Source organism: Bacillus sp. GW823-FHT06B01, assembly GCF_058952315.1.
In genome coordinates, this window is sequence record NZ_JBXAHR010000004.1 from 380,861 (window position 1) to 406,992 (window position 26,132).

Genomic DNA, 26,132 nt, shown 5'->3' on the forward strand with positions numbered 1-26,132 from the left:
TTTCACTTTATGTTAAAATTGCTCACCCGTCATAAGTGACATGAAATGTTTAAAGAAGCGGTTATAATCAAAATCAATTGCGATTTGATGACTCGGCCAATCAATAAATGGCTTAGATTCTCCTAAAGAACGAAATTCCCCTATGCTTGTTCCTTGTGCATAAGATTCTGTCATGACAACGATAGGTGACTTGTGATATGTAAACATAGAGTTATCAAGTAAAGCGAGTATTGGCATTGTGTCATGGAAGGGGCTCCCCTTTAAATGCGGTAAGGCGTCTTTATAATATCCGTAGTAATAATGATTGAATAACGGTTTGACGAGTGGAGCTTTTCCTTTTGCTTCAATGTATTCAGCCATTTCTGGTGTAATGATGGAATACTGAGTGACGTTTAATGGATAGATGTACATGTTGGGTGAGGATTGAAGGACTATATTAGCAGCAGTAGGATCGCCATAAAAGTTTGCTTCGGAAATAGGGGTAACATTACCAGGATGTAAAAAGGCACCGCCCATTACGTAGTAAGATTTAACTTGCTTCATGAGCTGTTTACATAAGATGAATAAAATTGCTAGGGAGGTAAGTCTGCCTAAACTAACAATGATTAATTCATCTTTATACTGTTCAATAAGAGGAATAACTTCGAAAAAATTCTCCATTTCTCCGTTAGTCACATGTCCCTTGGGAATAATTGGCCCGAGCCCCTGTTTCCCGTGTACTTCCGTAAAGAAAGTAGGAGGGGCGCCAGTAAGTGGGCGTTCTGATCCACCAAATATCTTGATATTTCTATCCTTTGCTTCGTTCTTAAGAAAATGAGCGTTTTGTACGGCCATTTCTTTTGGAACATTGCCGTAATCAGCAACGATGCCGACGATTTCTATTTCATCAATAAAGAATGCTAAGAGGAGAGCCATCGTATCATCAATGCCAGGATCACAAAAAATAAGAACTTTTTTTGGCATATGTTCACCACCTATCTTGTTTATCCCGTAAAAGTCCGATTGTGGGGATGAAGAAAACCACCACTAATGAAAGTTTCACATTATATATATGTAAGCTTAAGGATAAAAAGATTATTTTATTGAAATAACAACGTTATAAATTCAGAAAATAAAAACTTTTTATATTAGGTCAAGGTTTTTGACTTAATTTCTATGTGGAAATCCAGTCATATCAAGGTTGTAAGCGTCTAACATAAGCTGTTTTTGCTGTCAAGTTGATAAATTGCAGCTTTTTACAATTTATACTATGATAAAGATATTAAGAGAAGATCGTATAAACATGAGGGATGATGAACATGAAATTTACAAAGATTCTTGTCCAAATTGCAGCTCTTTACGTTTTTTATATGGTTGGAAATTGGGTACAAGAAGTGTTAAATATTCCGATTCCAGGAAGTTTGATTGGAATGTTCCTCTTACTTGTTTTACTTAGCCTAAAAGTCCTTCCAGTGAAATGGTTCGATTTAGGAGCAGAAACACTCGTTGCTATTATGCCGTTTTTATTAATTCCGCCAACGCTTGGCCTAATGAATTACGGTGCTTTTTTTATGAGTAAAGGAATTTCTCTTTTCATTACAATTGTAGCGAGTACATTTTTAATTATTATTGTCGCAGGACATACAGGACAATATCTTGCGAATAGAAAGGAAAGAGAGTCGCGATGAGCCAAATATTAATCGGAATCGGTTGGGTTCTTTTTACGGTGCTATTATACCAATTATCTAAAAAAATCTATAAATTATTTCCAACACCATTCACCATTCCAATGCTTGTAGCAACAGGGTTAATGGCTTTCTTATTTATCATGCTTGATATACCATATCAACATTATATGGAAAGCGGTGGTGGCTGGATTGCAAAACTGCTCGGACCCGGTGTTGTAGCATTTGCAATTCCTCTTTATAAACAACGTCACGTTCTACAAAAATATGTTGTACCGATTGCTGGTGGCGTATTAGTAGGGACAACAGTTGCAATCGCAAGTGATTTTGCCATTGCATCACTTATGGGAACAGATAAAAGCTTAATTTTATCTTCTTTACCAAAATCGGTGACAATGCCAGTTGCGATGAGTGTTTCAGAGCAAGTTGGTGGTGTACCGTCATTAACAGCAGCTTTCGTTGTTATCGCAGGTATTACTGGAACGATTACCGGCCCACTTTTATTAAAATGGAGCCGTGTTACAAACTCAGTTGGTAAAGGTATCGGATTTGGATGTGCTTCTCATATTATGGGTGTAATGAGAGCGATGAAAAATAATGAACATGAAGGTGTTATTGGATCGGTAACAATGACATTAACAGCAATTTTGACATGTTTGCTCGGGCCGTTATTTGCAATGATGTTTATGTAATAGAAGAAAAGCGAGAGCGACTCTATAGCTCTCGCTTTTCTATAGAATTTATGCTACAGTTAAAATAACTGAATCTTTGTAGGAGGTACGCCAAGTGCATACGTTATTATCCGTTTTACTTATTATTGTATCGATTTTAATGATTGTTATGGTACTTATGCAGTCTAGTAATAGCTCAGGCCTTTCAGGTGCAATTTCAGGCGGTGCAGAGCAATTATTTGGTAAGCAAAAAGCACGTGGAATTGAAGCGGTATTAAACCGTATTACAATTGTTTTAGCTGTATTGTTCTTTGTATTAACAATTGGTGTTACGTACTTCAATTTATAGAATTGAAAGAAGAAGCGTTAGTAAGATGTACTAATGGTTCTTCTTTTTTTATTTTGCCATTTGAAAGATGTTTCTAATTAGATTATAGAAATATAAATATGGTACACTAGATATAGAAAGAATACGACTAGATTACAGAAGAGAAAGAGGAGAAGTACATGATGAAATTAGCATCTCCGAAACCATTTACATTTGAGGGTGGAGACCGCGCTGTTTTATTACTACATGGTTTCACAGGAAACTCAGCTGATGTACGTATGTTAGGGCGTTTCTTAGAGAAGAAAGGCTATACTTGTCATGCGCCAATTTTTAAAGGGCACGGTGTACCACCAGAAGAGCTTGTTCATACAGGTCCTGAAGATTGGTGGCAAGACGTAATGGAAGCATATCAGCTTTTAAAAGATAAAGGCTTTGAGAAAATTGCTGTTGCTGGATTATCACTTGGCGGCGTATTTTCTTTAAAATTAGGTTATACAGTACCGGTTTTAGGTGTAGTGCCAATGTGTGCACCAATGTATATTAAGAGTGAAGAAACGATGTACCAAGGTATATTGGCATATGCCCGCGAATATAAAAAACGTGAGCAAAAATCACCAGAGCAAATTGAACAAGAAATGTTGGAATTCCAAAAGACACCGATGAATACATTAAAAGCATTACAACAATTAATTGCTGACGTACGTAACAATGTGGATATGATTTATGCCCCAACATTTGTTGTACAAGCGCGTCATGATGAAATGATTAATACAGATAGTGCTAACATTATTTATAACGGTGTAGAATCTACGTTAAAAGACATTAAATGGTATGAAGACTCTACGCATGTCATTACACTTGATAAAGAGCGTGACGAGCTACATGAGGATGTATATAACTTCTTGGAGCAACTAGATTGGTAAGATCTAGTTGCCTCTTTTTTTCATAAGGAATTTTTTGTGAAAACTGTAAAAATCATTAGGGGAGTATTAAAGTTTCGCTTTATACATCCCCGGTCTTTCGGATACACTAAATAATATAAGGGTTTAAAGGAGGTATTTCTGCTTGGAAGAAATCATACAAGAAAATATTGATAAGTTGTTATTATTTATGAGAGAAGAAGCGTATAAACCGCTAACGATACAAGAGTTAGAAGAGGCATTTGGAATTGAAGGTTCTGAGGGCTTTAAAGATTTTGTAAAGGCACTTGTAACGATGGAAGAGAAGGGACTTGTTATTCGCACACGTAGTAACCGTTACGGTCTTCCTGAAAAGATGAATTTAGTACGCGGTAAATTAATTGGACATGCACGTGGCTTTGCATTCGTTGTACCAGAAGAGAAGAAAACCGGAGACGATGATCTTTTCATCCCACCTACAGAGTTAAACGGTGCACTTCATGGCGATACAGTATTAGCGCGTGTTAGCGCACAATCAAGTGGATCACGCCAAGAAGGTTCAATTGTACGTATTTTAGAGCGCGGCACGAAAGAACTAGTTGGTACATATACAGAATCGAAAAACTTTGGATTTGTTGTACCTGACAATAAGCGCTGGACGAGTGATATCTTTATCTTGAAAAGTGCATCAATGGGTGCTGTAGAAGGCCATAAAGTAGTTGTGAAAATTACGAGCTATCCAGAGAATCGTTTAAGTGCAGAAGGTGAAGTTATTCAAATTCTAGGTCATAAAAATGATCCAGGAGTAGATATTTTATCAGTTATCCATAAACATCATTTACCTTTAGCATTCCCTGAAGAAGTGATGGAGCATGCAAACAGTGTACCAGAAACGATTTCAGAAGAAGATTTAAAAGATCGCCGTGACCTGCGTGACCAAATGATCGTAACGATTGACGGTGCAGACGCGAAAGATTTAGATGACGCTGTTACAGTAACGAAGCTCGAGAATGGTAACTACAAGCTTGGCGTTCATATTGCGGATGTAAGTCATTACGTTCAAGAAGGTTCTCCAATTGATGTAGAAGCAGCGGAAAGAGCAACGAGTGTATATCTTGTTGACCGTGTAATTCCGATGATTCCGCATCGTCTATCTAACGGTATTTGTTCGTTAAACCCGAAAGTAGACCGTCTGACGTTATCTTGTGAAATGGAAATTAACAACTTAGGTGATGTTGTAAAGCATGAGATTTTCCAAAGTGTGATTAAAACGACAGAGCGTATGACGTATGCTGACGTAAGAAGCATTTTAGAAGATGAGGACGAAGAGTTAATCAAACGCTATGAGCCGCTCGTACCGATGTTTAAAGAGATGGGTCAATTGGCACAGATTTTACGTGAAAAACGTATGCGCCGCGGTGCAATCGACTTTGACTTTAAAGAAGCGAAAGTATTAGTAGATGAAGAAGGTAAACCGACAGATGTTGTCATGCGTGATCGTTCTGTATCAGAGAAGCTAATTGAAGAATTTATGCTTGTTGCGAACGAAACAGTAGCAGAGCATTTTCACTGGATGAACGTACCATTCATGTACCGTGTCCATGAAGATCCGAAAGAAGATAAGCTGGAACGTTTCTTCGAGTTTGTAACAAACTTCGGATATGCAGTAAAAGGACGTGCGAATGAAATACATCCTCGTGCGCTGCAACAAATTCTTGAAATGGTTCAAGGACAGCCGGAAGAAGTAGTTATTTCAACAGTAATGCTTCGTTCAATGAAGCAAGCGCGTTACGATGCGGATAGCTTAGGACATTTCGGTTTATCAACTGAGTTCTACACACATTTCACATCACCAATTCGTCGTTACCCAGATACAATCGTTCATAGATTAATTCGTGAATACATCATTAACGGTAAAGTCGATAACGAAACACAAGCAAAATGGCGTGAAAACTTACCTGAAATTGCAGAGCATTCTTCTAATATGGAACGTCGTGCTGTTGAAGCAGAACGTGAAACAGACGAAATGAAAAAAGCAGAGTATATGGTTGATAAGATTGGCGAAGAGTATGACGGTATGATTAGCTCTGTAACAAACTTCGGTTTATTCGTAGAGCTTCCAAATACGATTGAAGGTCTTGTACACGTTAGCTACTTAACGGATGATTACTACCGTTATGACGAGAAACATTTCGCAATGATCGGAGAACGTACAGGTAACGTATTCCGCATCGGAGACGAAATCACAATTCGCGTTATTAACGTAAACAAAGACGAGCGTGCAATCGACTTTGAAATCGTTGGCATGAAAGGTACGCCTCGTCGTAAGTTTAAAGATCGCCCAGTCGTTATCGAACAGCCAAGAACAGGCAGAAAGAAACGCGGTGGACGTAGCGAGCGTAGTGATGAGCGCGGCGGAGAACGTGGTACAGGTAGAAAATCCGACCGTGGTGGCAAAGGAAAAGGAAGAGGATCAGCGTCTGCGTCCTCATCTGCATCCTCATCTGCTAGTCAGCCAGGAAAAAAAGATGGTAACGGCAAGAAGAAAAAAGCATTCTTCGAAAATGTACCAGGATTCAAGAAGAAAAAGAAAAAGCGTAAGTAAGAAAAGGAGGGCTTCGCTTTGATGAAAAGCGGGGCTTTTTCTTTTTTATTGGTGGCTTGAGAGCGAGCCACTTTCGCTTTTTGTTGGAATCCAGCTACAGTGGCTAGAATGTTCGGCGGCTTCGCTTCTTCCCGAGAGGCAAAGAGCGCCTCAAGGTCAGAAGCTCCATCCACCTCACATTCTGAGCGAGCCACTTTCGCTTTTTAATGGAATCCAGCTACAGTGGCTAGAATCTATTGGCCATTTCACTCCCTCGAACGAAGCAAAAAACGCTTCTCTCTCGGGAGTTCCAATGTCCAAAGATTCTGAGCGAGCCACTTTCGCTTTTTATTAACATTTGTTACAATAGTAAAAATAGAGGAGGGACGTTATATGCCAAAGGGTTCAGGTAAGGTTATTGCACAAAATAAAAAAGCATTTCATGATTATTTCATTGAAGAAACATACGAGGCAGGGCTTGTCCTTCAAGGAACGGAAATTAAGTCGATTCGCGCTGGACGCGTGAACTTGAAAGATGCGTTTGCACGTGTACATAATGGTGAAGTATGGGTACATAATATGCATATTAGTACGTACGAGCAAGGGAATCGTTTCAACCATGATCCGCTTCGTACGAGAAAGTTACTTCTTCATAAAAAAGAGATTGAAAAGTTAACGGGTGCTTCAAAAGAAACAGGCTATGCATTAGTTCCAGTTAGAATTTATTTGAAAAATGGATTCGCGAAAATGGCACTTGGTTTAGCAAAAGGTAAAAAGCAATATGATAAGCGTAACGATTTAAAAGAAAAAGAAGCAAAACGTGAAATTGCACGCGCGTTCCGTGATCGTCAAAAGATGTAATACAGATATTTACATTTGTAAAACGACGCGCGTATGTTATAATAACTTATGTAAGATTGTTGCACATTGAAAAACAGCTCTTAGTAGCTATCACGATATTTCTTCGTATGCTCCATTTTTATCATGGGGACGTTACGGATTCGACAGGGATAGTTCGAGCTTAGGTTGCGAGTCGAGGGGATCGGCCTCGTTAAAACGTCAAAGCCTATAATTGGCAAACAAAACAATCTTTCTTTAGCTGCTTAATTGCACTAAAGGTTCCTCCCTCCATCGTCCATGTGGTAGGGTAAGGGACTCAAACTAAGTGGACTACGCCGGAGTTCGCCGTCTGAGGGCGAAGGAAGAGAACAATCAGACTAGCAACTTGGAAGCCTGTCGATAGGCCGAAGAGTTCGCGAAATGCTAATATATCGACTACACTCGTAGAAGCTTAAGTGCCGATATTTTTGGACGTGGGTTCGACTCCCACCGTCTCCACCAATACATATTTGGTGGTTTTTTTATTTTGTGTGATTTGAACCATAACTTTGCCATTTTGGCAAGGTTATGGTTCTTTTTGTTTGTGGCAAACTTATGCTTCCAGGATTTGAAGAATATTTTTAATGTCGCTTTTAAATAAAGTCACGATGTTTATAAAAAAGACGCGATGTTTTCTCCCTTTGGATCTGTTTATCTAAAGGGGTGTTTTTATAGTGAAAAGAAGATTTGAACTGAAAGACGGATTAAGGAACTGTTGAGTAGCAATAAAGTTACTCAACTAAAGGGCCATTTTGTGGAATAACACTTAATAAGAAAATTAGATATTTCTGTTAAAGAATATAGAGAATATTATGAAGAAACGTACTTAAGCTAAGTGGCAGGTTAGTTGAAGAAGGAATTTCTCTAAACTTGGAAGAATTTATATTCAAAAATATGTTAAGGAGCTTGTGAATTATATGGAATCCATTAGCAAAAGCGAAGTGAAGCTACGAGATATCACAGAGGAAGATCTTCCTATCTTTTTCGAACAACAACTAGATTCAACGGCGAACTATATGGCTGCCTTTACAGCTAAAGATCCCACTGATAAGGACGCATTTTTTGACCATTGGAAAAAAATTATCGCTGACGAGACTATCACAATTAAGACTATATTATTCAATGGCATTGTCACTGGACACGTCTCGAACTTTGAACAGTTCTGCGAACCCGAAGTAAGCTACTGGATTGGGAAGGAATACTGGGGTCATGGTATTGCAACTAAAGCGTTGTCAGAGTTTCTGGAGTATATTAAGGTACGCCCGCTCTATGCTCGTGCCGCTAAAGATAACCTCGCCTCCATTAGGGTATTGGAAAAATGCAGGTTTAAAATCATCTCTGAAGATAAGGGTTTTTCCAACGCAAGAGGCAAGGATGTTGAAGAATTTATTTTGAAGCTCGAATCTTATGATAGGTAATTTAATACCGTAATACTATTGGAGCGGTTCTTGACTAAGAAACCTTCTGTTGTTTAACCAACGGGTGCTTTTCTTCAATAAGGTTTGAATAATGATCTTTAGTAATCGGACGCGATTGTTGAGCAAACACAGATAGAAAAATGATTAAACTTTTTATAAAAAATTATTCACTAGCAACAAATAACCCAAGCATTTTGATCAAACTTTTTTCAAAATGTTTGGGTTTCTTCTGTTGAAAAATCAATTTTTGTAGCATGCTTTTAATCAAACTTTATTACAAACCAACAGTATTCACGGCAAGCTTATGGGTTAATAATTAATCCACGGCAAAGATATGCTTCCTTTAGCGGCAACTTTATGGGTAAAGTCACAAAAAGAACCATAACTTTGCCAGGTTGGCGAGGTTATGGTTCTAAAATTAGAATGTATTTAATTCTTCGGTTCTTTCAATTCCATTCTCAATGCATCTTGTGTGTGTTATCCCCTAACGATCACAATTTTATCTAAAATAAACAATAACAAAATCACTTCTACACAAGTATTTATAAGTAGAAAAATAGAAAGAATACCGTTTTTTCATTTTGTGGTTTTATAAAATGCTTAAGTTGAGGACGGTACCCTTGAAACAGAAACTGAGGGAATAGTTATTGATAATAAGCAGCTAGATAATATAGTTGCTCTTAATGATTAAATAATATGTATTTAAATCTTCATATATTTTGTGTTTTTATCCATATCTATTGTAAGATTATATAGAGTTCTCCTAATAAGCTGTTATAATGGCTTTTTTTAGGGATTTAATATTTATAAATCTTAAATTATTTTTTGGAGATAACTTTTTATCCAACTAAGTTATATTGAAGTAGAGGTGAACCATCGGTGAAGCAGGTGTTAGTAATTAAGAATGAACGGTCTTTTGCAAAGAAAATAGTAAGCGGTCTAACGCAAGAGGGCTATTTCATTTTAAAACTTCACAATGAAAACCAAGGTTTAAATATAGTATATGAACAAGATTGGGATATTATCATATTGGATTGGGATTCATTAAGTATATCGGGGCCAGAAATTTGTAGACAAATACGACTTGTTAAAACGACACCGATCATTATTGTGACCGACAATATTTCTAGTAAGGATTGCATAGCAGGGCTACAAGCAGGAGCAGATGATTATATTAGAAAACCATTTGTGAAAGAAGAATTAGTAGCGAGGGTTCAAGCTATTTTAAGGAGAAGTGACTGTATCCAGCAAAATGAGACAAACTTTTTTCAGTTTAAAGATCTCTTTGTTGATGCATCTAGCAATATTGTGAAAAAAGGTGGTAAAAATCTCACGCTTACGAAGCGCGAGTACGATTTACTTGTATTTTTAATCAAGAATAAAAACACAATATTGAGCCGTGAAATGCTTTTGAACCAGGTTTGGGGATATAACGTAGTAGTCAATCCCAATGTAGTGGATTTATATATTGGGTATGTAAGAAAAAAATTAAAGTGCGAGAAGAGAGATAGATATATTCAAACGATACATGGCAGGGGCTATTCAATGATTGAATGATAAAATAAGATAATAGGTAAAGTACAGTTTTTTCTATTAAACCTGATAATCAAATAGTTTCTGTGAAATATTAAAAGACGGAAACTATAAAAAGAAGATTGCTACCAGGCAATGGATTATGAAAAAATTAGCTATTCATGGGCATTTTTTTTGCAGTAGAAATCATGGTTTATAAGGTGCTAATCTATCAGTTAGTACGTGTGGGGGATGGATCTGGTGGAGACTGTATCTAATTTGTTTTTAATTTTGTTAACTCACACCATTCACAAGATTTTCACAGAATTAATGACTATACTAATTAACAGGATGTTCAAATGAAAATGATTATCAATATTGATTTAGGTGAATAGCAGTTATTATCTAATTCAATCTATGGACGTTATCATTTTCGAACTAAATTACATAATAAGGAGTATACGTATGAAAAAAACTATGCTTTTAAAATTAGTAAGTATTCTAGCAATTTTCACTTTAATGTTAGTAGCTTGCTCAGATTCAGGTAAGGAAACTTCGAAAGCTAATAAAGGTGATAGTAGTGATAAGCCAAAAACGGTTGAAATCACTGATGCTCATGGAACTGTTAAAGTCCCTGTAAATCCAAAGAATGTAGTTGCTTTAGATAATAGAACTTTTGAAACTCTAGCTGATTGGGGAATTAAATTAGCGGCTGCTCCAAAGGATATCATGCCTGCGGATTCAGCATATAAAAAAGATGATTCAGTTAAAAATATCGGGAATCACCGCGAACCAAATCTTGAAATTATTGCAGCGGCAAACCCTGAACTTGTAATCGTTGGTCAAAGATTTGCTGATCATTACGAAGAAATCAAAAAATTAGTGCCAAATGCAGCTGTTATTGATCTTAATTTTGATGTTTCTGAGAAGGCTACTAAGCCTGGAGAAAACTTAGTAAAAGGACTTAAAGATTCTACAACTACTTTAGGAAAAATCTTTGCTAAAGATAAAGAAGCTAAACAATTAGTAGCTGATTTTGATAAATCTATTGAAAAAGCAAAATCTGCTTATAACGGAAAAGATAAAGTTATGAGTGTTATCGTTACTGGTGGGAATATTGGTTTTGCTGCTCCACATTCTGGTCGTGTTTGGGGACCAATGTATGAAATTTTCGGTTGGACTCCAGCATTAGAAGTGTCTAATTCTACTGCAGGTCATAAAGGTGATGACGTTTCTGTTGAAGCTATTGCACAAACAAATCCTGATTGGCTTTTCGTATTAGATCGTGATGCTGCAACATCTGATGCAGCTAAGTCAGCTCCTGCTAAGGATGTTATTTCTAAATCACCAGCTCTTCAAAACACAACTGCTGTTTCTAAACAACAAGTTGTTTATGCACCAGAAGATACTTACACAAATGAATCAATTCAGACTTATGTAGAGTTATTTGGGAATATTGCAAAAACTTTAGCTGAGTAGTGTAAAGGGGTACGAAACAGTGTCAAAAAATATGATTTCTAGGGTTGAGAATATTTCTCAACCCCAGTTTTATAATCACAATAAAATATGGACAAAACCTTTTATAATAGCGGTTATAGTTGTTATGATTTTAGGGATTATATCACTGTTTACTGGGGTTTATGATATTCGTGGACAAGAGGACGGAATGGAGATGTTTTTCATTACTCGTGTTCCGAGAACAGTTGCATTAATGCTTACTGGAGCTGCAATGGCGATGGCAGGACTCGTAATGCAACTCATTACACAGAATCGCTTTGTTGAACCTACTACAACGGGAACGATTGAATGGTCAGGCTTAGGCCTGCTTTTTGTGTATTTATTATTTCCTGCCCCGACTTTAGTTCAAAGAATGACTGGTGCAATCATTTTTTCTTTTATAGGAACTATGATTTTCTTTTTATTTTTAAGAAGAGTTAAACTTCGTTCTTCTTTAATTGTCCCGATTATTGGATTGATGCTTGGAGCAGTTATTTCTGCAGTGTCTACTTTTATGGGACTTCTTTTTCAAATGACGCAAAGTATTGAAACTTGGTTCGTAGGTTCATTTGCTAACATTCAGGTAGGAAGATATGAATATTTATGGCTAATTGTTATCGTTACTTTGCTTATTTTTATGTATGCTAATAGATTGACTTTAGCTGGACTAGGAGAAGATGTCGCAACAAGCCTTGGCGTTAATTACAATAGAATTGTTCTTTTTGGGACTGGCCTTATCTCTGTTGCAGTTGGAATTGTTGCAGCTGTTATTGGACACTTACCTTTCTTGGGATTAATTGTGCCAAATATTGTTTCCATGTTTAGAGGTGATGATCTTAGAAGTAATTTACCTTGGGTTTGTGTGATTGGAATGGGGACAATAACTGCCTGTGACATCATTTCTCGAACAATTATAAAGCCTTTTGAAGTCCCTGTTTCTTTAATACTTGCAACAGTGGGAGCGGTCGTGTTTATTACTATTCTATTGAGACGAAGAAAACCAAGGAGGCTGCGATGATCACATTAGAATATAAAAATAAGGAAAATGTCGAAATCGATTCTAGCCTTCATAATGCAAGTAGATCAGCTAGTGCTTTTCGTTCTAAGAAGGAAGCAAGACGTTATTGGATTTTACTCATAACATTGATTGCTTTAGGTCTCCTTTCTTCATATGGACTTTTAGTTTATAACAATCCAGTTCCGATAGATTCACCTTCTTTTATCCCAGTTGTTAAGAGAAGGATAGTAGCTATTGTTGCAATGATTATTGCTGCAGTTTGCCATAGCTTATCGACAGTTGCTTTCCAATCCATTACGAATAATAAGATTATTACTCCTTCACTTTTAGGTTTCGAATCACTTTATTCAGCAATTCAAACGAGTACAATATTCTTCTTTGGTGCTAGTGCATTAATAAACTTTAATGGAATTGGATCATTTTTATTTCAAGTTGTTGTGATGGTCTTCATGAGTTTGATACTTTATGGATGGTTACTTTCCGGTAAATACGGGAATTTACAACTTATGCTTTTAGTTGGAATTATTATTGGTACCGGGCTAAATTCTGTGTCAACTTTCATGAGAAAACTACTTGCGCCTTCAGAATTTGATATTTTACAAGCGAGATTATTTGGTTCTGTTAACCATGCAGACCCTGCATATTTTCCTATTGTAATTCCTATGATCATAATTGTAGCAGTATTAATTTTTACTCATTCTAAGAAGTTGAATGTTTTGTCATTAGGAAAGGATGTTGCTACTTCTTTTGGGGTTAAATATCAACCTAGTGTAATTTATACGCTTGTGTTAGTTGCTATTTTGATGTCTATCTCAACAGCTCTAATTGGGCCACTTACTTTCTACGGCTTTTTAGTAGCAACTTTGAGTTATCAGGCGGCGTCAACTTATGATCATAGATATATTTTCCCAATGGCGTTTGCTATAGGATTTTTAATAATGACGAGTGCATACTTTTTAATGTATCATGTATTCCATGCTCAAGGTGTAGTTTCAGTTATTATTGAATTATTTGGTGGAATCATATTCTTAACTATTGTTTTAAGGAAGAGGGCTTTATGATAAAAATTGATAATGTTAAAAAGTTCTATACTGATAAGGTAAAAATAGGACCTTTGGATATTGAAATACCAAAAGCAGGCTTTACTTCTTTAATTGGACCAAATGGCGCTGGAAAGTCTACGACACTTTTGATGATTGGAAGACTTTTGGATATGGATGAAGGTCAAATTCAAGTAGCGAATATGGATGTTTCTGAATCTAAATCAAAAGACTTAGCAAAAATCCTGACTATATTGCGACAAGAAAATCATTTTGTAACGAGGCTTACTGTTAGACAATTAGTTGGATTTGGGCGCTTTCCTTATTCAAAGGGAAGATTAACTAAAGATGATGAAGTTATTATTTCTAAATATATCGATTTCTTAGATTTAACTAGTTTAGAGAATAGATATTTAGATGAGCTTTCTGGTGGTCAAAGACAAAGGGCATATGTAGCGATGGTATTGTGCCAAGAGACGGAATATGTACTTTTAGACGAGCCTCTGAACAACCTTGATGTTGCTCGTTCTGTTCAAATGATGGAGCATTTAAGACGTGCAGCTAATGAATTCGGAAGAACCATTTTGACTGTTATGCATGACATAAATTTTGCAGCTAAATACTCTGATAAAATTTGTGCTATGAAAGATGGACAAATTGCTGCTTTTGGAACAGTAGAAGAGGTTATGGACCCAACACTTTTGACAGATATTTTTGAAACAAAAATAGAAATTATTAATGGTCCTTATGGGCCAATTGCTGTTTATTAGTTACAAAATGATTATGCAAAAAAGCTGCTGTCTATATTTTATAGGTAGCAGCTTTTTTTATGCGATTGCCGATGATAGCTCTGTCCCACAGGTATTTCATTACTTCCGGCCCTGCGACGCTTCCAACAATAAACTTGTAAATTACTCATAAAATGCAAAGGAATGCTTCAATTTTTCAAGTATCTACCAAACGGAAAATTTATCTCTGTATAACTTTTTATAAGGATTCAGCTTGGTTCTTAGTATGTAATATTGCATATAAGAGTGTATTGATAAAAGTGTAAGGGGTCACTATAATGGGGGCATAAAGATTAATCACATTTTCGCAGCAATAAAAAAGGAGGAAATAATATGGAAATCGCAATGGCAGTTTTAAAATTTTTAGGTGGAGTAATTCCTTTAGTTCAAGAATTTTTAAAAGCGTTTATGTAAGGTTATTAGCTAGCTATCATATATCAATCATTATTATATCTTACTAAAAAAGAACGGGGTGATTTTTCTGAATATTAAGAAAAACACTAAAAGAAGAAAGTTCCTTGCATGTTTATTAGTTAGTCTATGCACTATTAATTATTCATCTATTTCCTTCGCAGAAACACAAGTAGGTAATGCAACTGATGTAATCAAAAATGCTAGTGGCATTGATACTGGTATAGCAAATCTTAAATATAATAATCAAGAGGTTTTAGCTGTAAATGGTGATAAGGTAGAGAGTTTTGTTCCGAAAGAAAGTATCAATTCAAATGGTAAATTTGTAGTAGTGGAACGCGAGAAAAAATCACTTACAACTTCACCAGTCGATATTTCGATTATTGATTCTGTGGTGAATCGTACGTATCCAGGAGCGGTACAACTTGCAAATAAAGCTTTTGCAGACAATCAACCGAGTTTATTAGTGGCTAAGAGAAAGCCTTTGAATATTAGTATAGACTTACCTGGCATGAGAAAAGAAAATACAATTACTGTCCAAAATCCGACATATGGTAATGTGGCTGGAGCAGTAGATGATTTAGTATCTACTTGGAATGAAAAGTATTCTAAAACACATACGTTACCTGCAAGAATGCAGTATACAGAATCTATGGTTTATAGTAAATCACAAATCGCAAGTGCCCTTAACGTTAACGCTAAATATCTCGATAACAGTCTAAACATCGATTTTAATGCGGTTGCAAATGGAGAGAAGAAAGTGATGGTAGCGGCATATAAGCAAATATTTTATACCGTAAGTGCTGAACTACCTAACAATCCATCCGATCTTTTTGATAATAGTGTTACTTTTGGTGAGTTAACTCGTAAAGGTGTAAGTAATTCGGCTCCACCTGTTATGGTTTCAAATGTAGCTTATGGTAGAACTGTTTATGTAAAATTAGAAACAACATCTAAGAGTAAAGATGTACAAGCTGCTTTTAAAGCCTTACTTAAGAATAACAGCGTCGAAACGAGTGGACAGTATAAAGATATTTTTGAAGAAAGTACCTTTACTGCTGTCGTATTAGGCGGAGATGCGAAAGAGCATAACAAGGTTGTTACAAAAGATTTCAATGAAATCCGAAATATCATTAAAGATAATGCTGAATTAAGTTTTAAAAATCCAGCATACCCAATTTCATATACAAGCACTTTCTTAAAAGATAATGCAACTGCTGCTGTTCATAACAATACAGATTATATTGAGACGACAACTACAGAATATTCAAGTGCTAAAATGATACTTGATCATTACGGTGCTTACGTTGCTCAATTTGATGTATCTTGGGATGAATTCACATTTGATCAAAATGGGAAAGAAGTACTAACACATAAAACATGGGATGGTAGCGGTAGAGACAAAACAGCTCATTACTCTACAGTTATCCCTCTTCCACCAAATTCAAAAAATATAAAAATCGTAGCTAGAGAATGTACTGGTCTTGCATGGGAATGGTGGAGAACAATTATTAATGAACAAAATGTTCCATTAACAAATGAAATAAAAGTTTCAATTGGAGGAACAACATTATACCCAACGGCTAGTATTAGTCATTAGGTATAAAAAAGCGCCCTGTAATCAGGGCGCTTTTTTACTTAGTCACAAATTTTACTCTTTCCAAAATTGTTCTAGCAAAATAACGATCATAGTACCTACGAGTAATCCGTTACTTAAAACATATTGTAAGGAAGAAGGAACTTCGCTAAATGCACTTTCTGGAAGAAACATTATTCCCAAACTGATTAATAATGAAATTCCTAATATAGTTAATCGGCGTTGCTTTAATTCTTCACGTAAAATGGATTGAAATGAAATGCCTATTACTTGGACAAATGTAGCTAAAAGTGCAGAATTAGCAATAGGACCTGGTAGCAAGGATATAAAGTTTACAATTGAGGGGATAAAAGAAATACTTGCTAATATAAGACTTGCTATAAGAAACGACTTCACCTTTTTTTGACCTGTTAGTTGAATAAATCCTGCTGATGCAGGTAATGGTACAATTCCAATTGTAGAGAACAATGATGAGATAATATGTGATATACCTCCGACCCATACACCACGGTTCAGTGTTTGCTTTTCATTTTCTTTAGATAACGGAGCCACTTGTTTTACAGCCGAAATAGCAGCAATTGTATTTGCAACTAAAAGAAAGGTAAATAAAGTCGCAGTTAGAGTCATTCCAATATCGAATCTAGGTGTGCCCCAAGCAAATATCTCTGGTAACTTAACTAGCGTTGTATGTGAAGGCATATGAGATGATTTTCCTAATACTGCATACAAAAGCCAACCGCATGAAATTCCAAGTAACACAGCGTAACTTTTCATCCATCCTTTCCCTTTAATTGATAAGAAAGTAATAAGAGCAAAAACAAAGAGCGCAATAGTAGCTGTTGTATAGTCGGGATGAGTTGCAGATTCTTGTAATCCCATCATTCCTTTTAGTAATACACCACTAAGCTGAAGTGCTAAGATTAAAAGAAAAGTTCCTGTAACTAAAGGGGTAAATAAACGTAAGGTTCGATGAACAAGCCCTGTTATACCAAGAACGAAGAGTAATATACCTGCAATAATTAACCCGCCTTCTAAAAGTTGTAATACATCTTTTGCACTTTGTCCCTGATGCATAGCTACTTGTCCCAATATGACAAATATACTTACCCATGAACCTGCTGGCCCATCCGCTATGGGATAGCAATGCCCAAACCACGCTTGTAGAAACGAACTTACTCCCACGACTAAAAAAGTCCGCTGCATTAATGTTGAGATATCTTCTATTGGTAAATGGAATATGCCACCAATAATGATAGGTAATGCAATTGCATTTGCTAATAGAAACACAAACCATTGTAGAATACTAAAGCTCGTATCAAAGTATTTTTTATTCATATTAGTCTCCTTTGCTGAAAAAGAATCGCATAGTAAAAATCCATCCTTTCTACACAGTTAGATTAAAAAGGATGGATTTTGTAAATCTATAAAATTATTTTAATTATATAGATAGATTTTTAATTAATTACCAAGTACGGAATGGTAAGAATTTCCCGTTAAGTGTAATCACGATACGAGGATCGCCGCCTTTTGGATCTTCTTGTGTATCCACACCTAGGTTGAAGTTAATCGCACTCATTACGCCTTCGCCGGCTTTTTCTAAGATTAACTCTCTAATAGTTGGTGCATATTGTAACATCATTTCATATAAACGATATGCAATTGGGTCAGTAGGAGGCATTTCCATTACTTGGCCGCGAAGTGGAACTACTGTTAATGCTTGAACTACTTCTTCATCTAATTCTAATAGTTTACCGATTTTTTCTGCTTCTGGGCGTGTCATTGTAGCTTGTCCTAATAACGCTGTTACAACCCAAGTCTCAGAGTTTTCACTTACTTTTGCAATTTCTTCCCATGTTAAACCTTTTGCAATTTTTGCTTCTAAAATTTTTTTTGTAGCTTCTGGTCGATTCATATCTAATACTTGTCTTTTCATATCTAATAACTTCCCTTCGTGTAAGTAATATTAATTATTTTGTTTCACCATGTAATGCTTTATATCCATCTACCACTACATCTAATTTCCCTGTATGTGGATCAATAACTAAACCGTGTACAGGAACATCTTTTGGAATAAGTGGGTGATTTCTTACTAAATCAACATTAGCTTGTGTTGAATCGCGAACATCATCGAATCCGAATAACCATTTTTTAAGGTCAACACCAGCATATTCAATCGCTGATAAAATTTCTGGTGAAGCTACTCCACGATCTAATATTTTTTGAAGTGTTCCTTTTGGATTCGTTTGGCTCGCACCACATCTATGGTGTCCAATAAGGAAGATTTCATCTGCATTTAAATCGTATACTGACGCGACAACACTTTGCATAACACTATCGAAAGCAGAAGCAATTTTACCACCTGCATTTCTGATAACTTTTGCATCACCATCGTGTATATCTAAAGCTTTTGGAAGTAGCTCAATTAAACGAGCATCCATGCAAGAAACAACAACCATACGTTTTTTAGGCATTTTTGTCGCTTCACGAGGAGCGTATTCCTTATTTTCTACAAATTGTTCATTGAACGATAGAATTTCTTGTAATAACATATTTGTAACCTCCTTTAAATCTAGATGTATTTTTTTGTTGCGTCCTCTGTGTTATAAGTAAATATAACTGATAAATAATGTGATGTAAGAGGATAAACTAAGTATAGTGAATTGTATCGATAAGCAGAATAAGTTGGCGAAACACTTTCTGGCTTTCTACTTTCACGGTGAAAGGATTGGTTTATATCATTGATCAAACAGATTTTGAGATACTGAAATTATTAGGAGAAAACTCAAGAATACAATGGAAAGAACTTGGTCAAAAAATACATATGACGGGGCAGGCCGTAGGAAATCGAATTCGAAGATTAGAGGATTTAGGGATTATTGAACAATATACAATTGCAATAAATCGAATCAAATTAGGACAAGTAGTGACTGCATTTGTTACTTTGTTCGTAACAACAGCTAATCATCAAGAGTTTATGAATTTCTTTCAAGGAGAAGAAGGGATTTCTGAAGTACACCGTATAAGTGGTGAGGGGTGTTATTTATTAAAAACACATTTTGCTTCCAATGAAGAACTAGATAACTTTCTAGGACGACTATTAAAATACGGGAATTATCGTGTTAACTTATCAATAGGAAAGTTGAAATAAGGTTTCTTTTCCTTGGAGGGGATGGCAACATTATTTGCTAAACCTTATTTGTATAGAGATAATGAAGTCGTTTCATGTTTATCTTAAATAGTCAGAGCCTTACTACAATTTATGTGTAGTAAGGCTTTTTAAAGCTGTTAAAAAAATACATTGTAAGGAAGAAGGAAAGCCATTAACAATAATGTAATTTCTAATAGAGTTAATTGATTGTATTGTAAAATTTTTTGAGATGAATTGTAGGGGAAATGAAGATCTTATAGAAGGGATTCTTATAGGAAGGGGATGTCCATGTTCGATTCAACAGATTTTAAAATTATAAAGTTACTACAAGAAAACGCTAGAATGAACTGGAAGGAAATTGGAGAGAGAGTACATTTGACTGGCCAGGCTGTTGGGAAACGAATTAATAAATTAGAAGAGGCAGGTGTCATTCAAAAATATACGATAGATATCGACAGGGCTAAGTTAGAAGGGTCTATTATGACGTTTGTGACACTATTTCTGCATGCACCACATTACCATAATCAAATTCAAACCTTTTTTGAAAAAACGGACGTAATTACTGAAATGTATCGTATAAGTGGCGATGGGTGTTATATCATGATTCTTCACACATCTTCGCACCAGCAATTAGAAGAGACTCTTGCAGATGTTTTACATTATGGTGATTATCGTATAAATACTGTCATTAAGACAATCGAAAAAAAGAAAGAATAAGAGATTTATTCTTTCTTTTTTTATATGGAACTGTAATTCTTTATTTGCTCTTGTTTATAAAACAGTTTGCCGACATGATTTTTGCATAAATATCACCAAACTCTAACGAACTCATGAACGATTGATGAGCGTGTACTGCGGGGATCAGATTTCCTTGAAATTCTAAATCTTTTGTTGTACAAGCATCTTCAATTACAACACATTGAAATCCTAAATCACTTGCAGCACGTACTGTTGCATCAATACATACATGAGTCATCATGCCGCAAATGACTAGTTGATCTATTTCTTCATTCTTTAATGTTTCAAATAAATTGGTTCTTAAAAAACTGTTAGGGTGATGTTTTTGTATGACTCTTTCGTTAGCGATTGGCTGTACATCATCATGAATTTGAACACCTACTGTTTCAGGTAAGAAGAAAGTAGCTCCTTCATTGTTCGCAATATGTTGTACGTGAATAACTGTTTTATGTTTTTCACGAAATACTTTCAAGACTTCTTTCGCTTTTTGTGCGGCTTTTTCAGGTTGATGCAATTCCATATTGCCGCCTTCAAAGTAATCATTTTGTATGTCGACTAATAGTAACGCTTCGTTCATAGTTAATCCCCCCACATATATTTGTACAGTACGTTGTTTGTACTGTACCGTTATTATATAAAGTGTAGGTATGTGCAGGTAATAATGTCATGAAACGATTTTGACGCATATAGTTTCATTGTGAAAAAGCTAAAAGATACAAAGTAAAGATTGGTGAAACGGCTATATTAAGCGTAAATATCAGGATGGTGAAGTGATAGTGAAAGAGGACGATCATATTTGATTTAACACTTTTGCTAGTATAATTTTGCTATAATAAATACGTACTTACACGAAGGGGAGTTTAAAGATAAAATGAAGTCCTTTAATATCGATCATCTTATAGCTAGCGTTTTACAGTGGATATTAAATATAGCGTTAATTATATTATCCATTGTCTTATCTATCTTTTTAATTAACGAGACTATCACATTTATTCAATACATATTTTCAGCGAAGAAGTATACATCATATAAATTAGTTGAGAGCATCATCGTTTATTTCTTATACTTCGAGTTCATCGCATTGATTATTAAGTATTTTAAGTCGAATTATCATTTCCCGTTACGTTATTTTATTTATATCGGAATTACGGCGTTAATTCGTTTAATTATCGTATCTCATGAGGAACCGATGGAGACGTTGTTATATGCGGGATCCATTCTTGTTTTAGTCATTGCTTTATACATATCAAATATGAGAGATTTGAGAAAAGAGTAGTAGTGCAGACATAAGTTTGCACTACTTTTTTATTTGCAATTTTCCTCCCTATTATTTTGAGGCTGTAATCAAATGAATAGTGTCAGGACATTCTAATTTATAAGTTATTTTGTTGTCTTCGATATCTTTCTGTATCTTTTGACATGTATTATTCGAATATTGTATCTCTTGATTTTCATTATGTTTCTCACTTGTTTTTGTGTAGTTGACATCATAATAGACGGAGGTAGATTCCTTTTCTTTTTTTACAGTTAAATCAATAATAATAGGTTCGTTCTTGTTATTAAATTTAGTAATTCTAACTGAATCGTCTTTATTTGAATTATAGTTTTTTACGAAAGTATCTAATTTCTTTATGTTATAAACTTTATCGTTTTTTTCAATAATATCACCACGTTTTTGGGAATCCTCAAAAGTATATGTTTCGTTTTTATTGTTTTTTTCTCATTATTAGTACAACCAATAAGAGTAAATAGGGCTAGTGAAATTACAGATAATGCATACTTTCTATATTGTATTCTCATAGATTTATCTACTTTTCTTAATTTTCAGAAAAACATTCACAATAATATTTTAGCCTACACGGGTCTAGGGTAGGTTAAGGGTAATTTGTTTTTTTATTAACTTACAGTAAATATCTGCATTTTTTTCATTTTTTCGTTAATAAGTTGTAAATTTCGACATGAAATTTTTATATTAGTTTATCATGTTTTTGTAATAAGGGAATCTAAAAAGGAGTGATGTGATTCATGTTTAACAAATTTTGGGGGAATTCAAGAGCAAAAAAGATTTGTGGAATTGGGGCATTAGCAACTTTAATAGGTTTTTCGTCGTTAGGGTCAGTTAGTGCAGGCGTAGCTTGCACTAACTTTTTATGTCTTGACCTTCAAGTTACTTGAAAGTTTACAATGTAAATAGGGCGTTTGAAATTGAAAAAAATTGAGAAATTAAGTGAAGAAGTTTCTTTTACTTGGAGGTTATAGCAATGAGTCAGGATTTGAAGTTACGTCCTTTAGAACGAGAAGATTTAAAGTTTGTACACGAACTGAATAATAATGCACATATTATGTCGTATTGGTTTGAAGAGCCGTATGAGGCATTTGTGGAGCTGCAGGATTTATACGATAAACATATACATGATCAAAGTGAACGGCGTTTTATCCTAGAGAAAGATAATGAGATGGTTGGATTAGTTGAGTTAGTGGAAATTGATTATATTCATCGAAGAACAGAATTCCAAATTATTATTGATCCGAATTATCAAGGACATGGCTATGCAGCGGAAGCGACGCGTTTAGCGATGGATTACGCTTTTTCTGTATTAAATATGCATAAACTCTATTTAGTGGTTGATAAAGAGAATGAAAAAGCTGTACATGTTTATAAAAAAGTTGGATTTATGGTAGAAGGAGAACTTCTCGACGAATTTTTCGTTGATGGTAACTACCATAATGCGATAAGAATGTGTATGTTTCAGAAGCAATATTTTAGAACGAAATAATGGAGTGAAAAGGCTATAGATAATGATTGTCTATAGCCTTTTTGTTACGTTTAACAATAATATATTATCGTAAAACGATAAATAGTTATTGACTGAGAATGTTAGTGGGCTTATTATGATGGTAGTGATAATAGTAAAAAGGAATGCAGATAAATTAATTGTGAAAGCAAAGGAGAATATATTATGAAAAAATATTTATTAGCAATTGTATTGATATCATTAGGAGCTACTTGTTTATTCATACACGGTGCAACTAGTAAAATGGATGGAACTGGTTTGCTTATAGAACCGTACTTTTTCTTAGTACCAATAAGTTATTTACTGTTTTTTAGTGGTATTGGTATTTCGTTATTTGGATTTATTACTTCAAGGTTAAAAAAACAGTAATAGATCAAAGTGTTTAAATTTTCAATCTTACAGTATAAAAAGGAGAGATTATGATGAAAAAATATTTATTAGCTTCTAGTCCAATATTTTTAGGAGTGTTATGCATCATTATGTTTAATGTAATTGGTTCGGAAGTAAAACGAGATGGAACTTTAGTGGAGCCATTTTACTTAATTCCGTTAGCATATTTATTTACTTTCACTGGAATTGTTGCAATTTTGTGTGTGTCTCTTTTCTCGGTGCTTCGAAAAAAGACAGCGTAATAAAACACTTGCCATGAAATAGAAACATACGATAGGGAAGAAAAATAAAAAGTGAGCTGAATCATGGTGAATCATTATTGTTATCCTGAAAGGCAAGTCGGATCGGCTATTACTTTGGTAGGAGCACAGGGGACAATTCATGCTGTGAATCAAGCGATTCAAATGCAGCAGCAAGCATATTTTGCACAAATGATGCAAGGGCAGTATATGTCGTACTCACAGCCTCCGATGCAAATTGTACATTACGATGTGCATCCAGTGGGTTTATTTTCCATTCTATATGGCGGGACATACTTCTTATGAAAGAAAGCGACTGATAAGAGTCGCTTTCTTTTTTTATATTCCGCCTAGTTTCATTCCAAGAAATGCAAAAAGGATACCAATAATATAAGTAGCACTTAAATATAGAAATAGTATGCAAAAGTTTTTACGATTGAAGAGCTGAATGGACTCTAGTTTAAATGTTGAAAATGTCGTGAAGGCACCCATAAATCCAGTACCTAATAATAATTGCCAACCTGTAGTGACGCCATTGCCAATTATATATCCGAGTAAAAACGCCCCTGTTATATTAATGAGAAATGTAGCAATTGGAAAGGAAGTTTTATTTCTTTTTTTAAACCAATTGCTAATTGCAAATCGTGTAATAGCACCGAAAAATCCACCTGTTGCCACTAATAAAGCTTCTATCATAAGTGATCACCTTCCGTAAGATGTTTCTTAATTAAGAAATCACCTAGTGTATAGCCAAGACCAGACATAATGAGACCACCAAGTATGCTGCATGATACATATAAGAAAGCCGTACCCCATTCAGAAAGATGGATTAGTTGCACAGTTTCTACACTAAATGTTGAAAACGTCGTAAAGGAACCGATGAATCCAGTCCCAATGCCTGTGATAATTTCTGAAGGCAAGATGTTTCTCCGAGCGATATACGTAGTCAGCCACGCTAATAAGAAGCAGCCGAGTAAGTTGATGAGCAATGTAGCTAGCGGAAATGAATGATTCCATGAATTATGAATAGTAAGACCTAAATAATAGCGAGAAAGGGCTCCTAATATACCGGCTATGCCAACGATAATATAAATCAATTTCTTCACCTCTTTAAATAGCTTGCTCAAAAAAATAGACTCCTACCAGTAGTTATACTGGTAGGAGTCATTAGCTAAGCAGCAGTTATGGCGAACTCCATCGCCTATGATTATTACATATAGTGTACTAAACATCGCGTTTGATTTCCAGTGAAAAAGTTGGGATATTTTGTATTTTTTGCTGATGTAAGAGCAAGAATATTTACTTATAAACTAAATATAGTGATATAGGGTTTTCTATGTGATAAAATATTTCGTATGTCTGTCATTCAGTTTTATTTAACTGAAAATAAAGATAATTAAGTTGCATGTTTTAGAAAAGGGGCGTTTATTTGAAGAAATTATTAAAAATAGTACTTATATGTATTTTAGTAGGGGTGGGAGTTGTAGGTGGTTTTTTAGCGTATATGACACTTACAAAAGAACAGCCAGCTAATGTTATAAGTTTGAAGGTGGAAAATAATAAGGAACGTGTGTTAGCGCTTGGAAATGAATTTAAAGTTACAACATTTAATATTGGATATGCTGGATTAGATAAGGATCAAGACTTCTTTATGGATGGTGGAAAAGGTTCTGGTTCAAGTAGTAAAGAGCAAACGGAAACGAATTTAAAGAATATGCTTTCGTTTTTACAAAATGAGAATAGTGATTTTACCTTATTACAAGAGGTTGATATAAAATCACTGCGATCTTTTGATGTAAATGGACATGAATTTTTGAAAAAAGGATTACCTGATTATGCTTCGTCGTTCGGAAAGAACTATGATACAAAATGGGTCCCTGTACCAATTACAAGTCCAATGGGATATGCGGAGGCTGGACTAAGTACGTTTTCTAAATATACAGTCCAAACAGCGCAGAGGTTCCAACTTCCTGGAATGGAGCCTTGGCCAAAGCGTTTGTTTGATTTAGATCGAGCGATTGTTGAGCATAAAATACCTGTTAATAATGGGAAGTTTGTGAGACTCGTAAATTTACATTTGTCTGCGTATGATGAAGGCGGGAAAATTAGAAAACAGCAAGTAGAGTTTTTAAAAGAATATATGAACAAGCATTATGAAAATGGTGATTACGTAATAATGGGCGGAGATTGGAATCAATTACTTTCGGACGCTCAGTTAAGTGATCCGAAGTTTGTGAAAGAGCGTCCTGAGTGGTTAGTAGAGTTACCAAAGGACTTTACTGATGGTGGCTTTAAGTGGGCTGTAGACCCGTCTGTTATGACTGTGAGAGATGATGTGAAGAAGTATGTGGAAGGTGAAAACTTTGTCACAATTATTGATGGTTTTATCGTTTCACCGAATGTGGAAATTGTAAATGTACAAGGGAAAGATTTAAAGTTTGAAAATAGCGATCATAACCCAGTAAGTGCGGTATTTAAGCTGAAGTAATCGATATGTATAAGTAGAAGGTGGGGCT

Annotated in this window: 28 protein-coding genes, 1 other RNA gene, 1 pseudogene and 1 riboswitch; of the genes and pseudogenes, 22 read left to right on the top strand and 8 right to left on the bottom strand. The window is 35.2% G+C overall.

Translation table 11 applies throughout. From position 1 onward, the window contains the following. Positions 1-12: 12 nt before the first annotated feature. Positions 13-963, bottom strand: coding sequence for a nucleoside hydrolase (locus AC1Q8N_RS20420; RefSeq protein WP_098078561.1), 951 nt, complete (start codon positions 961-963; stop codon positions 13-15). A gap of 335 nt (positions 964-1,298) precedes the next feature. On the opposite strand from AC1Q8N_RS20420, the gene AC1Q8N_RS20425 reads away from it, so the two are divergent. From AC1Q8N_RS20425 to alo, 14 genes are all read left to right on the top strand, one after another. Next, positions 1,299-1,667 (top strand): CidA/LrgA family holin-like protein, encoded by a 369-nt coding sequence (locus AC1Q8N_RS20425; protein ID WP_000673212.1) that lies wholly within the window; start codon positions 1,299-1,301, stop codon positions 1,665-1,667. Next, positions 1,664-2,356: an LrgB family protein gene (locus AC1Q8N_RS20430; protein WP_000078299.1), complete on the top strand. Its 693-nt coding sequence runs from the start codon at positions 1,664-1,666 to the stop codon at positions 2,354-2,356. The genes AC1Q8N_RS20425 and AC1Q8N_RS20430 overlap by 4 nt, the downstream gene beginning before the upstream one ends. Before the next feature lie 94 nt (positions 2,357-2,450). Beyond that, positions 2,451-2,684: a preprotein translocase subunit SecG gene (secG, locus tag AC1Q8N_RS20435; protein ID WP_000557264.1), complete on the top strand. Its 234-nt coding sequence runs from the start codon at positions 2,451-2,453 to the stop codon at positions 2,682-2,684. Between the two features lie 161 nt (positions 2,685-2,845). Continuing rightward, positions 2,846-3,586, top strand: coding sequence for a carboxylesterase (estA, locus tag AC1Q8N_RS20440; protein ID WP_165775569.1), 741 nt, complete (start codon positions 2,846-2,848; stop codon positions 3,584-3,586). A 142-nt stretch (positions 3,587-3,728) separates the two neighbouring features. Continuing rightward, the gene (gene rnr, locus AC1Q8N_RS20445; RefSeq protein ID WP_098078557.1) at positions 3,729-6,167 is read left to right on the top strand and encodes a ribonuclease R; all 2,439 of its coding nucleotides are present in this window, start codon (positions 3,729-3,731) and stop codon (positions 6,165-6,167) included. A 372-nt stretch (positions 6,168-6,539) separates the two neighbouring features. After that, on the top strand, positions 6,540-7,007 hold the full coding sequence (gene smpB, locus AC1Q8N_RS20450) for an SsrA-binding protein (protein WP_001123908.1): 468 nt from the start codon (positions 6,540-6,542) through the stop codon (positions 7,005-7,007). Positions 7,008-7,132: 125 nt separating this feature from the next. Then, positions 7,133-7,487, top strand: a transfer-messenger RNA (tmRNA) gene (gene ssrA / locus AC1Q8N_RS20455). 455 nt (positions 7,488-7,942) lie between these two features. Next, complete coding sequence (locus AC1Q8N_RS20460) at positions 7,943-8,443, top strand: GNAT family N-acetyltransferase (protein ID WP_002184681.1); 501 nt, start codon at positions 7,943-7,945, stop codon at positions 8,441-8,443. Between the two features lie 879 nt (positions 8,444-9,322). Continuing rightward, positions 9,323-10,000, top strand: a complete 678-nt coding sequence (locus tag AC1Q8N_RS20465; protein ID WP_002034688.1) for a response regulator transcription factor — start codon at positions 9,323-9,325, stop codon at positions 9,998-10,000. Between the two features lie 420 nt (positions 10,001-10,420). Next, complete coding sequence (locus AC1Q8N_RS20470; protein ID WP_493521356.1) at positions 10,421-11,434, top strand: siderophore ABC transporter substrate-binding protein; 1,014 nt, start codon at positions 10,421-10,423, stop codon at positions 11,432-11,434. Positions 11,435-11,453: 19 nt separating this feature from the next. Continuing rightward, positions 11,454-12,470 carry an ABC transporter permease gene (locus AC1Q8N_RS20475; RefSeq protein WP_098078549.1) on the top strand — a complete coding sequence of 339 codons (1,017 nt, stop codon included), beginning with the start codon at positions 11,454-11,456 and terminating at the stop codon, positions 12,468-12,470. Then, entirely contained in the window at positions 12,467-13,531 is a 1,065-nt protein-coding gene (locus AC1Q8N_RS20480; RefSeq protein WP_098078546.1) for an iron chelate uptake ABC transporter family permease subunit, read from the top strand. Before AC1Q8N_RS20475 ends, AC1Q8N_RS20480 begins: the two co-directional genes overlap by 4 nt. Continuing rightward, positions 13,528-14,280, top strand: coding sequence for an iron ABC transporter ATP-binding protein (locus AC1Q8N_RS20485; RefSeq protein ID WP_098078543.1), 753 nt, complete (start codon positions 13,528-13,530; stop codon positions 14,278-14,280). The genes AC1Q8N_RS20480 and AC1Q8N_RS20485 overlap by 4 nt, the downstream gene beginning before the upstream one ends. Before the next feature lie 490 nt (positions 14,281-14,770). Then, positions 14,771-16,309, top strand: a complete 1,539-nt coding sequence (gene alo, locus AC1Q8N_RS20490) for an anthrolysin O/cereolysin O family cholesterol-dependent cytolysin Alo (RefSeq protein WP_098078541.1) — start codon at positions 14,771-14,773, stop codon at positions 16,307-16,309. Between the two features lie 51 nt (positions 16,310-16,360). Here the strand turns inward: alo and AC1Q8N_RS20495 are convergent, their stop codons facing one another. From AC1Q8N_RS20495 to AC1Q8N_RS20505, 3 genes are all read right to left on the bottom strand, one after another. Beyond that, entirely contained in the window at positions 16,361-17,641 is a 1,281-nt protein-coding gene (locus tag AC1Q8N_RS20495; protein WP_098078538.1) for a purine/pyrimidine permease, read from the bottom strand. A 127-nt stretch (positions 17,642-17,768) separates the two neighbouring features. Next, complete coding sequence (cynS, locus tag AC1Q8N_RS20500) at positions 17,769-18,218, bottom strand: cyanase (RefSeq protein WP_033657709.1); 450 nt, start codon at positions 18,216-18,218, stop codon at positions 17,769-17,771. 55 nt (positions 18,219-18,273) lie between these two features. Continuing rightward, on the bottom strand, positions 18,274-18,855 hold the full coding sequence (locus AC1Q8N_RS20505; protein WP_098047322.1) for a beta-class carbonic anhydrase: 582 nt from the start codon (positions 18,853-18,855) through the stop codon (positions 18,274-18,276). A 167-nt stretch (positions 18,856-19,022) separates the two neighbouring features. Between AC1Q8N_RS20505 and AC1Q8N_RS20510 the strand changes: the two genes are divergently transcribed. Beyond that, entirely contained in the window at positions 19,023-19,454 is a 432-nt protein-coding gene (locus AC1Q8N_RS20510) for an Lrp/AsnC family transcriptional regulator (protein ID WP_002096214.1), read from the top strand. Between the two features lie 288 nt (positions 19,455-19,742). Continuing rightward, positions 19,743-20,171: an Lrp/AsnC family transcriptional regulator gene (locus AC1Q8N_RS20515; RefSeq protein ID WP_223270633.1), complete on the top strand. Its 429-nt coding sequence runs from the start codon at positions 19,743-19,745 to the stop codon at positions 20,169-20,171. Between the two features lie 40 nt (positions 20,172-20,211). Here the strand turns inward: AC1Q8N_RS20515 and AC1Q8N_RS20520 are convergent, their stop codons facing one another. After that, on the bottom strand, positions 20,212-20,769 hold the full coding sequence (locus AC1Q8N_RS20520; protein ID WP_404520597.1) for a cysteine hydrolase family protein: 558 nt from the start codon (positions 20,767-20,769) through the stop codon (positions 20,212-20,214). A gap of 294 nt (positions 20,770-21,063) precedes the next feature. Between AC1Q8N_RS20520 and psiE the strand changes: the two genes are divergently transcribed. Continuing rightward, on the top strand, positions 21,064-21,468 hold the full coding sequence (gene psiE, locus AC1Q8N_RS20525) for a phosphate-starvation-inducible protein PsiE (protein ID WP_002144945.1): 405 nt from the start codon (positions 21,064-21,066) through the stop codon (positions 21,466-21,468). 51 nt (positions 21,469-21,519) lie between these two features. On the opposite strand, the pseudogene AC1Q8N_RS20530 reads toward psiE, so the two are convergent. Then, positions 21,520-21,992 (bottom strand): annotated as a pseudogene (locus tag AC1Q8N_RS20530) (DUF4362 domain-containing protein). Positions 21,993-22,453: 461 nt separating this feature from the next. On the opposite strand from AC1Q8N_RS20530, the gene speG reads away from it, so the two are divergent. From speG to AC1Q8N_RS20550, 4 genes are all read left to right on the top strand, one after another. Further along, on the top strand, positions 22,454-22,969 hold the full coding sequence (gene speG, locus AC1Q8N_RS20535; protein ID WP_088064778.1) for a spermidine N1-acetyltransferase: 516 nt from the start codon (positions 22,454-22,456) through the stop codon (positions 22,967-22,969). 180 nt (positions 22,970-23,149) lie between these two features. Further along, a complete protein-coding gene (locus AC1Q8N_RS20540; protein WP_088123718.1) occupies positions 23,150-23,356 on the top strand; it encodes a DUF3955 domain-containing protein in 207 nt (68 codons plus the stop codon). Between the two features lie 50 nt (positions 23,357-23,406). Continuing rightward, positions 23,407-23,619 carry a DUF3955 domain-containing protein gene (locus AC1Q8N_RS20545; protein ID WP_262753398.1) on the top strand — a complete coding sequence of 71 codons (213 nt, stop codon included), beginning with the start codon at positions 23,407-23,409 and terminating at the stop codon, positions 23,617-23,619. A gap of 63 nt (positions 23,620-23,682) precedes the next feature. Then, positions 23,683-23,922 (top strand): DUF3947 family protein, encoded by a 240-nt coding sequence (locus AC1Q8N_RS20550; protein WP_493521357.1) that lies wholly within the window; start codon positions 23,683-23,685, stop codon positions 23,920-23,922. 33 nt (positions 23,923-23,955) lie between these two features. Here the strand turns inward: AC1Q8N_RS20550 and crcB (AC1Q8N_RS20555) are convergent, their stop codons facing one another. Both crcB (AC1Q8N_RS20555) and crcB (AC1Q8N_RS20560) read right to left on the bottom strand, forming a co-directional pair. Beyond that, positions 23,956-24,312, bottom strand: a complete 357-nt coding sequence (gene crcB, locus AC1Q8N_RS20555; RefSeq protein WP_064473510.1) for a fluoride efflux transporter CrcB — start codon at positions 24,310-24,312, stop codon at positions 23,956-23,958. Further along, the gene (gene crcB / locus AC1Q8N_RS20560; RefSeq protein ID WP_048542863.1) at positions 24,309-24,713 is read right to left on the bottom strand and encodes a fluoride efflux transporter CrcB; all 405 of its coding nucleotides are present in this window, start codon (positions 24,711-24,713) and stop codon (positions 24,309-24,311) included. Before crcB (AC1Q8N_RS20560) ends, crcB (AC1Q8N_RS20555) begins: the two co-directional genes overlap by 4 nt. Before the next feature lie 54 nt (positions 24,714-24,767). Then, positions 24,768-24,827: riboswitch (Fluoride riboswitch) on the bottom strand. Between the two features lie 218 nt (positions 24,828-25,045). Between crcB (AC1Q8N_RS20560) and AC1Q8N_RS20565 the strand changes: the two genes are divergently transcribed. Further along, entirely contained in the window at positions 25,046-26,104 is a 1,059-nt protein-coding gene (locus AC1Q8N_RS20565) for an endonuclease/exonuclease/phosphatase family protein (RefSeq protein ID WP_098222778.1), read from the top strand. The last annotated feature ends 28 nt before the right edge of the window (positions 26,105-26,132 follow it).

Bases quoted from the DNA above. Each gene is read 5' to 3' on its own strand.
- AC1Q8N_RS20420 (WP_098078561.1), bottom strand. From the start codon at position 963: ATGCCAAAAAAAGTTCTTATTTTTTGTGATCCTGGCATTGATGATACG.
- AC1Q8N_RS20425 (WP_000673212.1), top strand. From the start codon at position 1,299: ATGAAATTTACAAAGATTCTTGTCCAAATTGCAGCTCTTTACGTTTTT.
- AC1Q8N_RS20430 (WP_000078299.1), top strand. From the start codon at position 1,664: ATGAGCCAAATATTAATCGGAATCGGTTGGGTTCTTTTTACGGTGCTA.
- estA (WP_165775569.1), top strand. From the start codon at position 2,846: ATGAAATTAGCATCTCCGAAACCATTTACATTTGAGGGTGGAGACCGC.
- smpB (WP_001123908.1), top strand. From the start codon at position 6,540: ATGCCAAAGGGTTCAGGTAAGGTTATTGCACAAAATAAAAAAGCATTT.
- AC1Q8N_RS20460 (WP_002184681.1), top strand. From the start codon at position 7,943: ATGGAATCCATTAGCAAAAGCGAAGTGAAGCTACGAGATATCACAGAG.
- AC1Q8N_RS20470 (WP_493521356.1), top strand. From the start codon at position 10,421: ATGAAAAAAACTATGCTTTTAAAATTAGTAAGTATTCTAGCAATTTTC.
- AC1Q8N_RS20480 (WP_098078546.1), top strand. From the start codon at position 12,467: ATGATCACATTAGAATATAAAAATAAGGAAAATGTCGAAATCGATTCT.
- AC1Q8N_RS20485 (WP_098078543.1), top strand. From the start codon at position 13,528: ATGATAAAAATTGATAATGTTAAAAAGTTCTATACTGATAAGGTAAAA.
- AC1Q8N_RS20495 (WP_098078538.1), bottom strand. From the start codon at position 17,641: ATGAATAAAAAATACTTTGATACGAGCTTTAGTATTCTACAATGGTTT.
- cynS (WP_033657709.1), bottom strand. From the start codon at position 18,218: ATGAATCGACCAGAAGCTACAAAAAAAATTTTAGAAGCAAAAATTGCA.
- AC1Q8N_RS20505 (WP_098047322.1), bottom strand. From the start codon at position 18,855: ATGTTATTACAAGAAATTCTATCGTTCAATGAACAATTTGTAGAAAAT.
- AC1Q8N_RS20515 (WP_223270633.1), top strand. From the start codon at position 19,743: ATGTTCGATTCAACAGATTTTAAAATTATAAAGTTACTACAAGAAAAC.
- AC1Q8N_RS20520 (WP_404520597.1), bottom strand. From the start codon at position 20,769: ATGAACGAAGCGTTACTATTAGTCGACATACAAAATGATTACTTTGAA.
- psiE (WP_002144945.1), top strand. From the start codon at position 21,064: ATGAAGTCCTTTAATATCGATCATCTTATAGCTAGCGTTTTACAGTGG.
- speG (WP_088064778.1), top strand. From the start codon at position 22,454: ATGAGTCAGGATTTGAAGTTACGTCCTTTAGAACGAGAAGATTTAAAG.
- AC1Q8N_RS20545 (WP_262753398.1), top strand. From the start codon at position 23,407: ATGATGAAAAAATATTTATTAGCTTCTAGTCCAATATTTTTAGGAGTG.
- AC1Q8N_RS20550 (WP_493521357.1), top strand. From the start codon at position 23,683: ATGGTGAATCATTATTGTTATCCTGAAAGGCAAGTCGGATCGGCTATT.
- crcB (WP_064473510.1), bottom strand. From the start codon at position 24,312: ATGATAGAAGCTTTATTAGTGGCAACAGGTGGATTTTTCGGTGCTATT.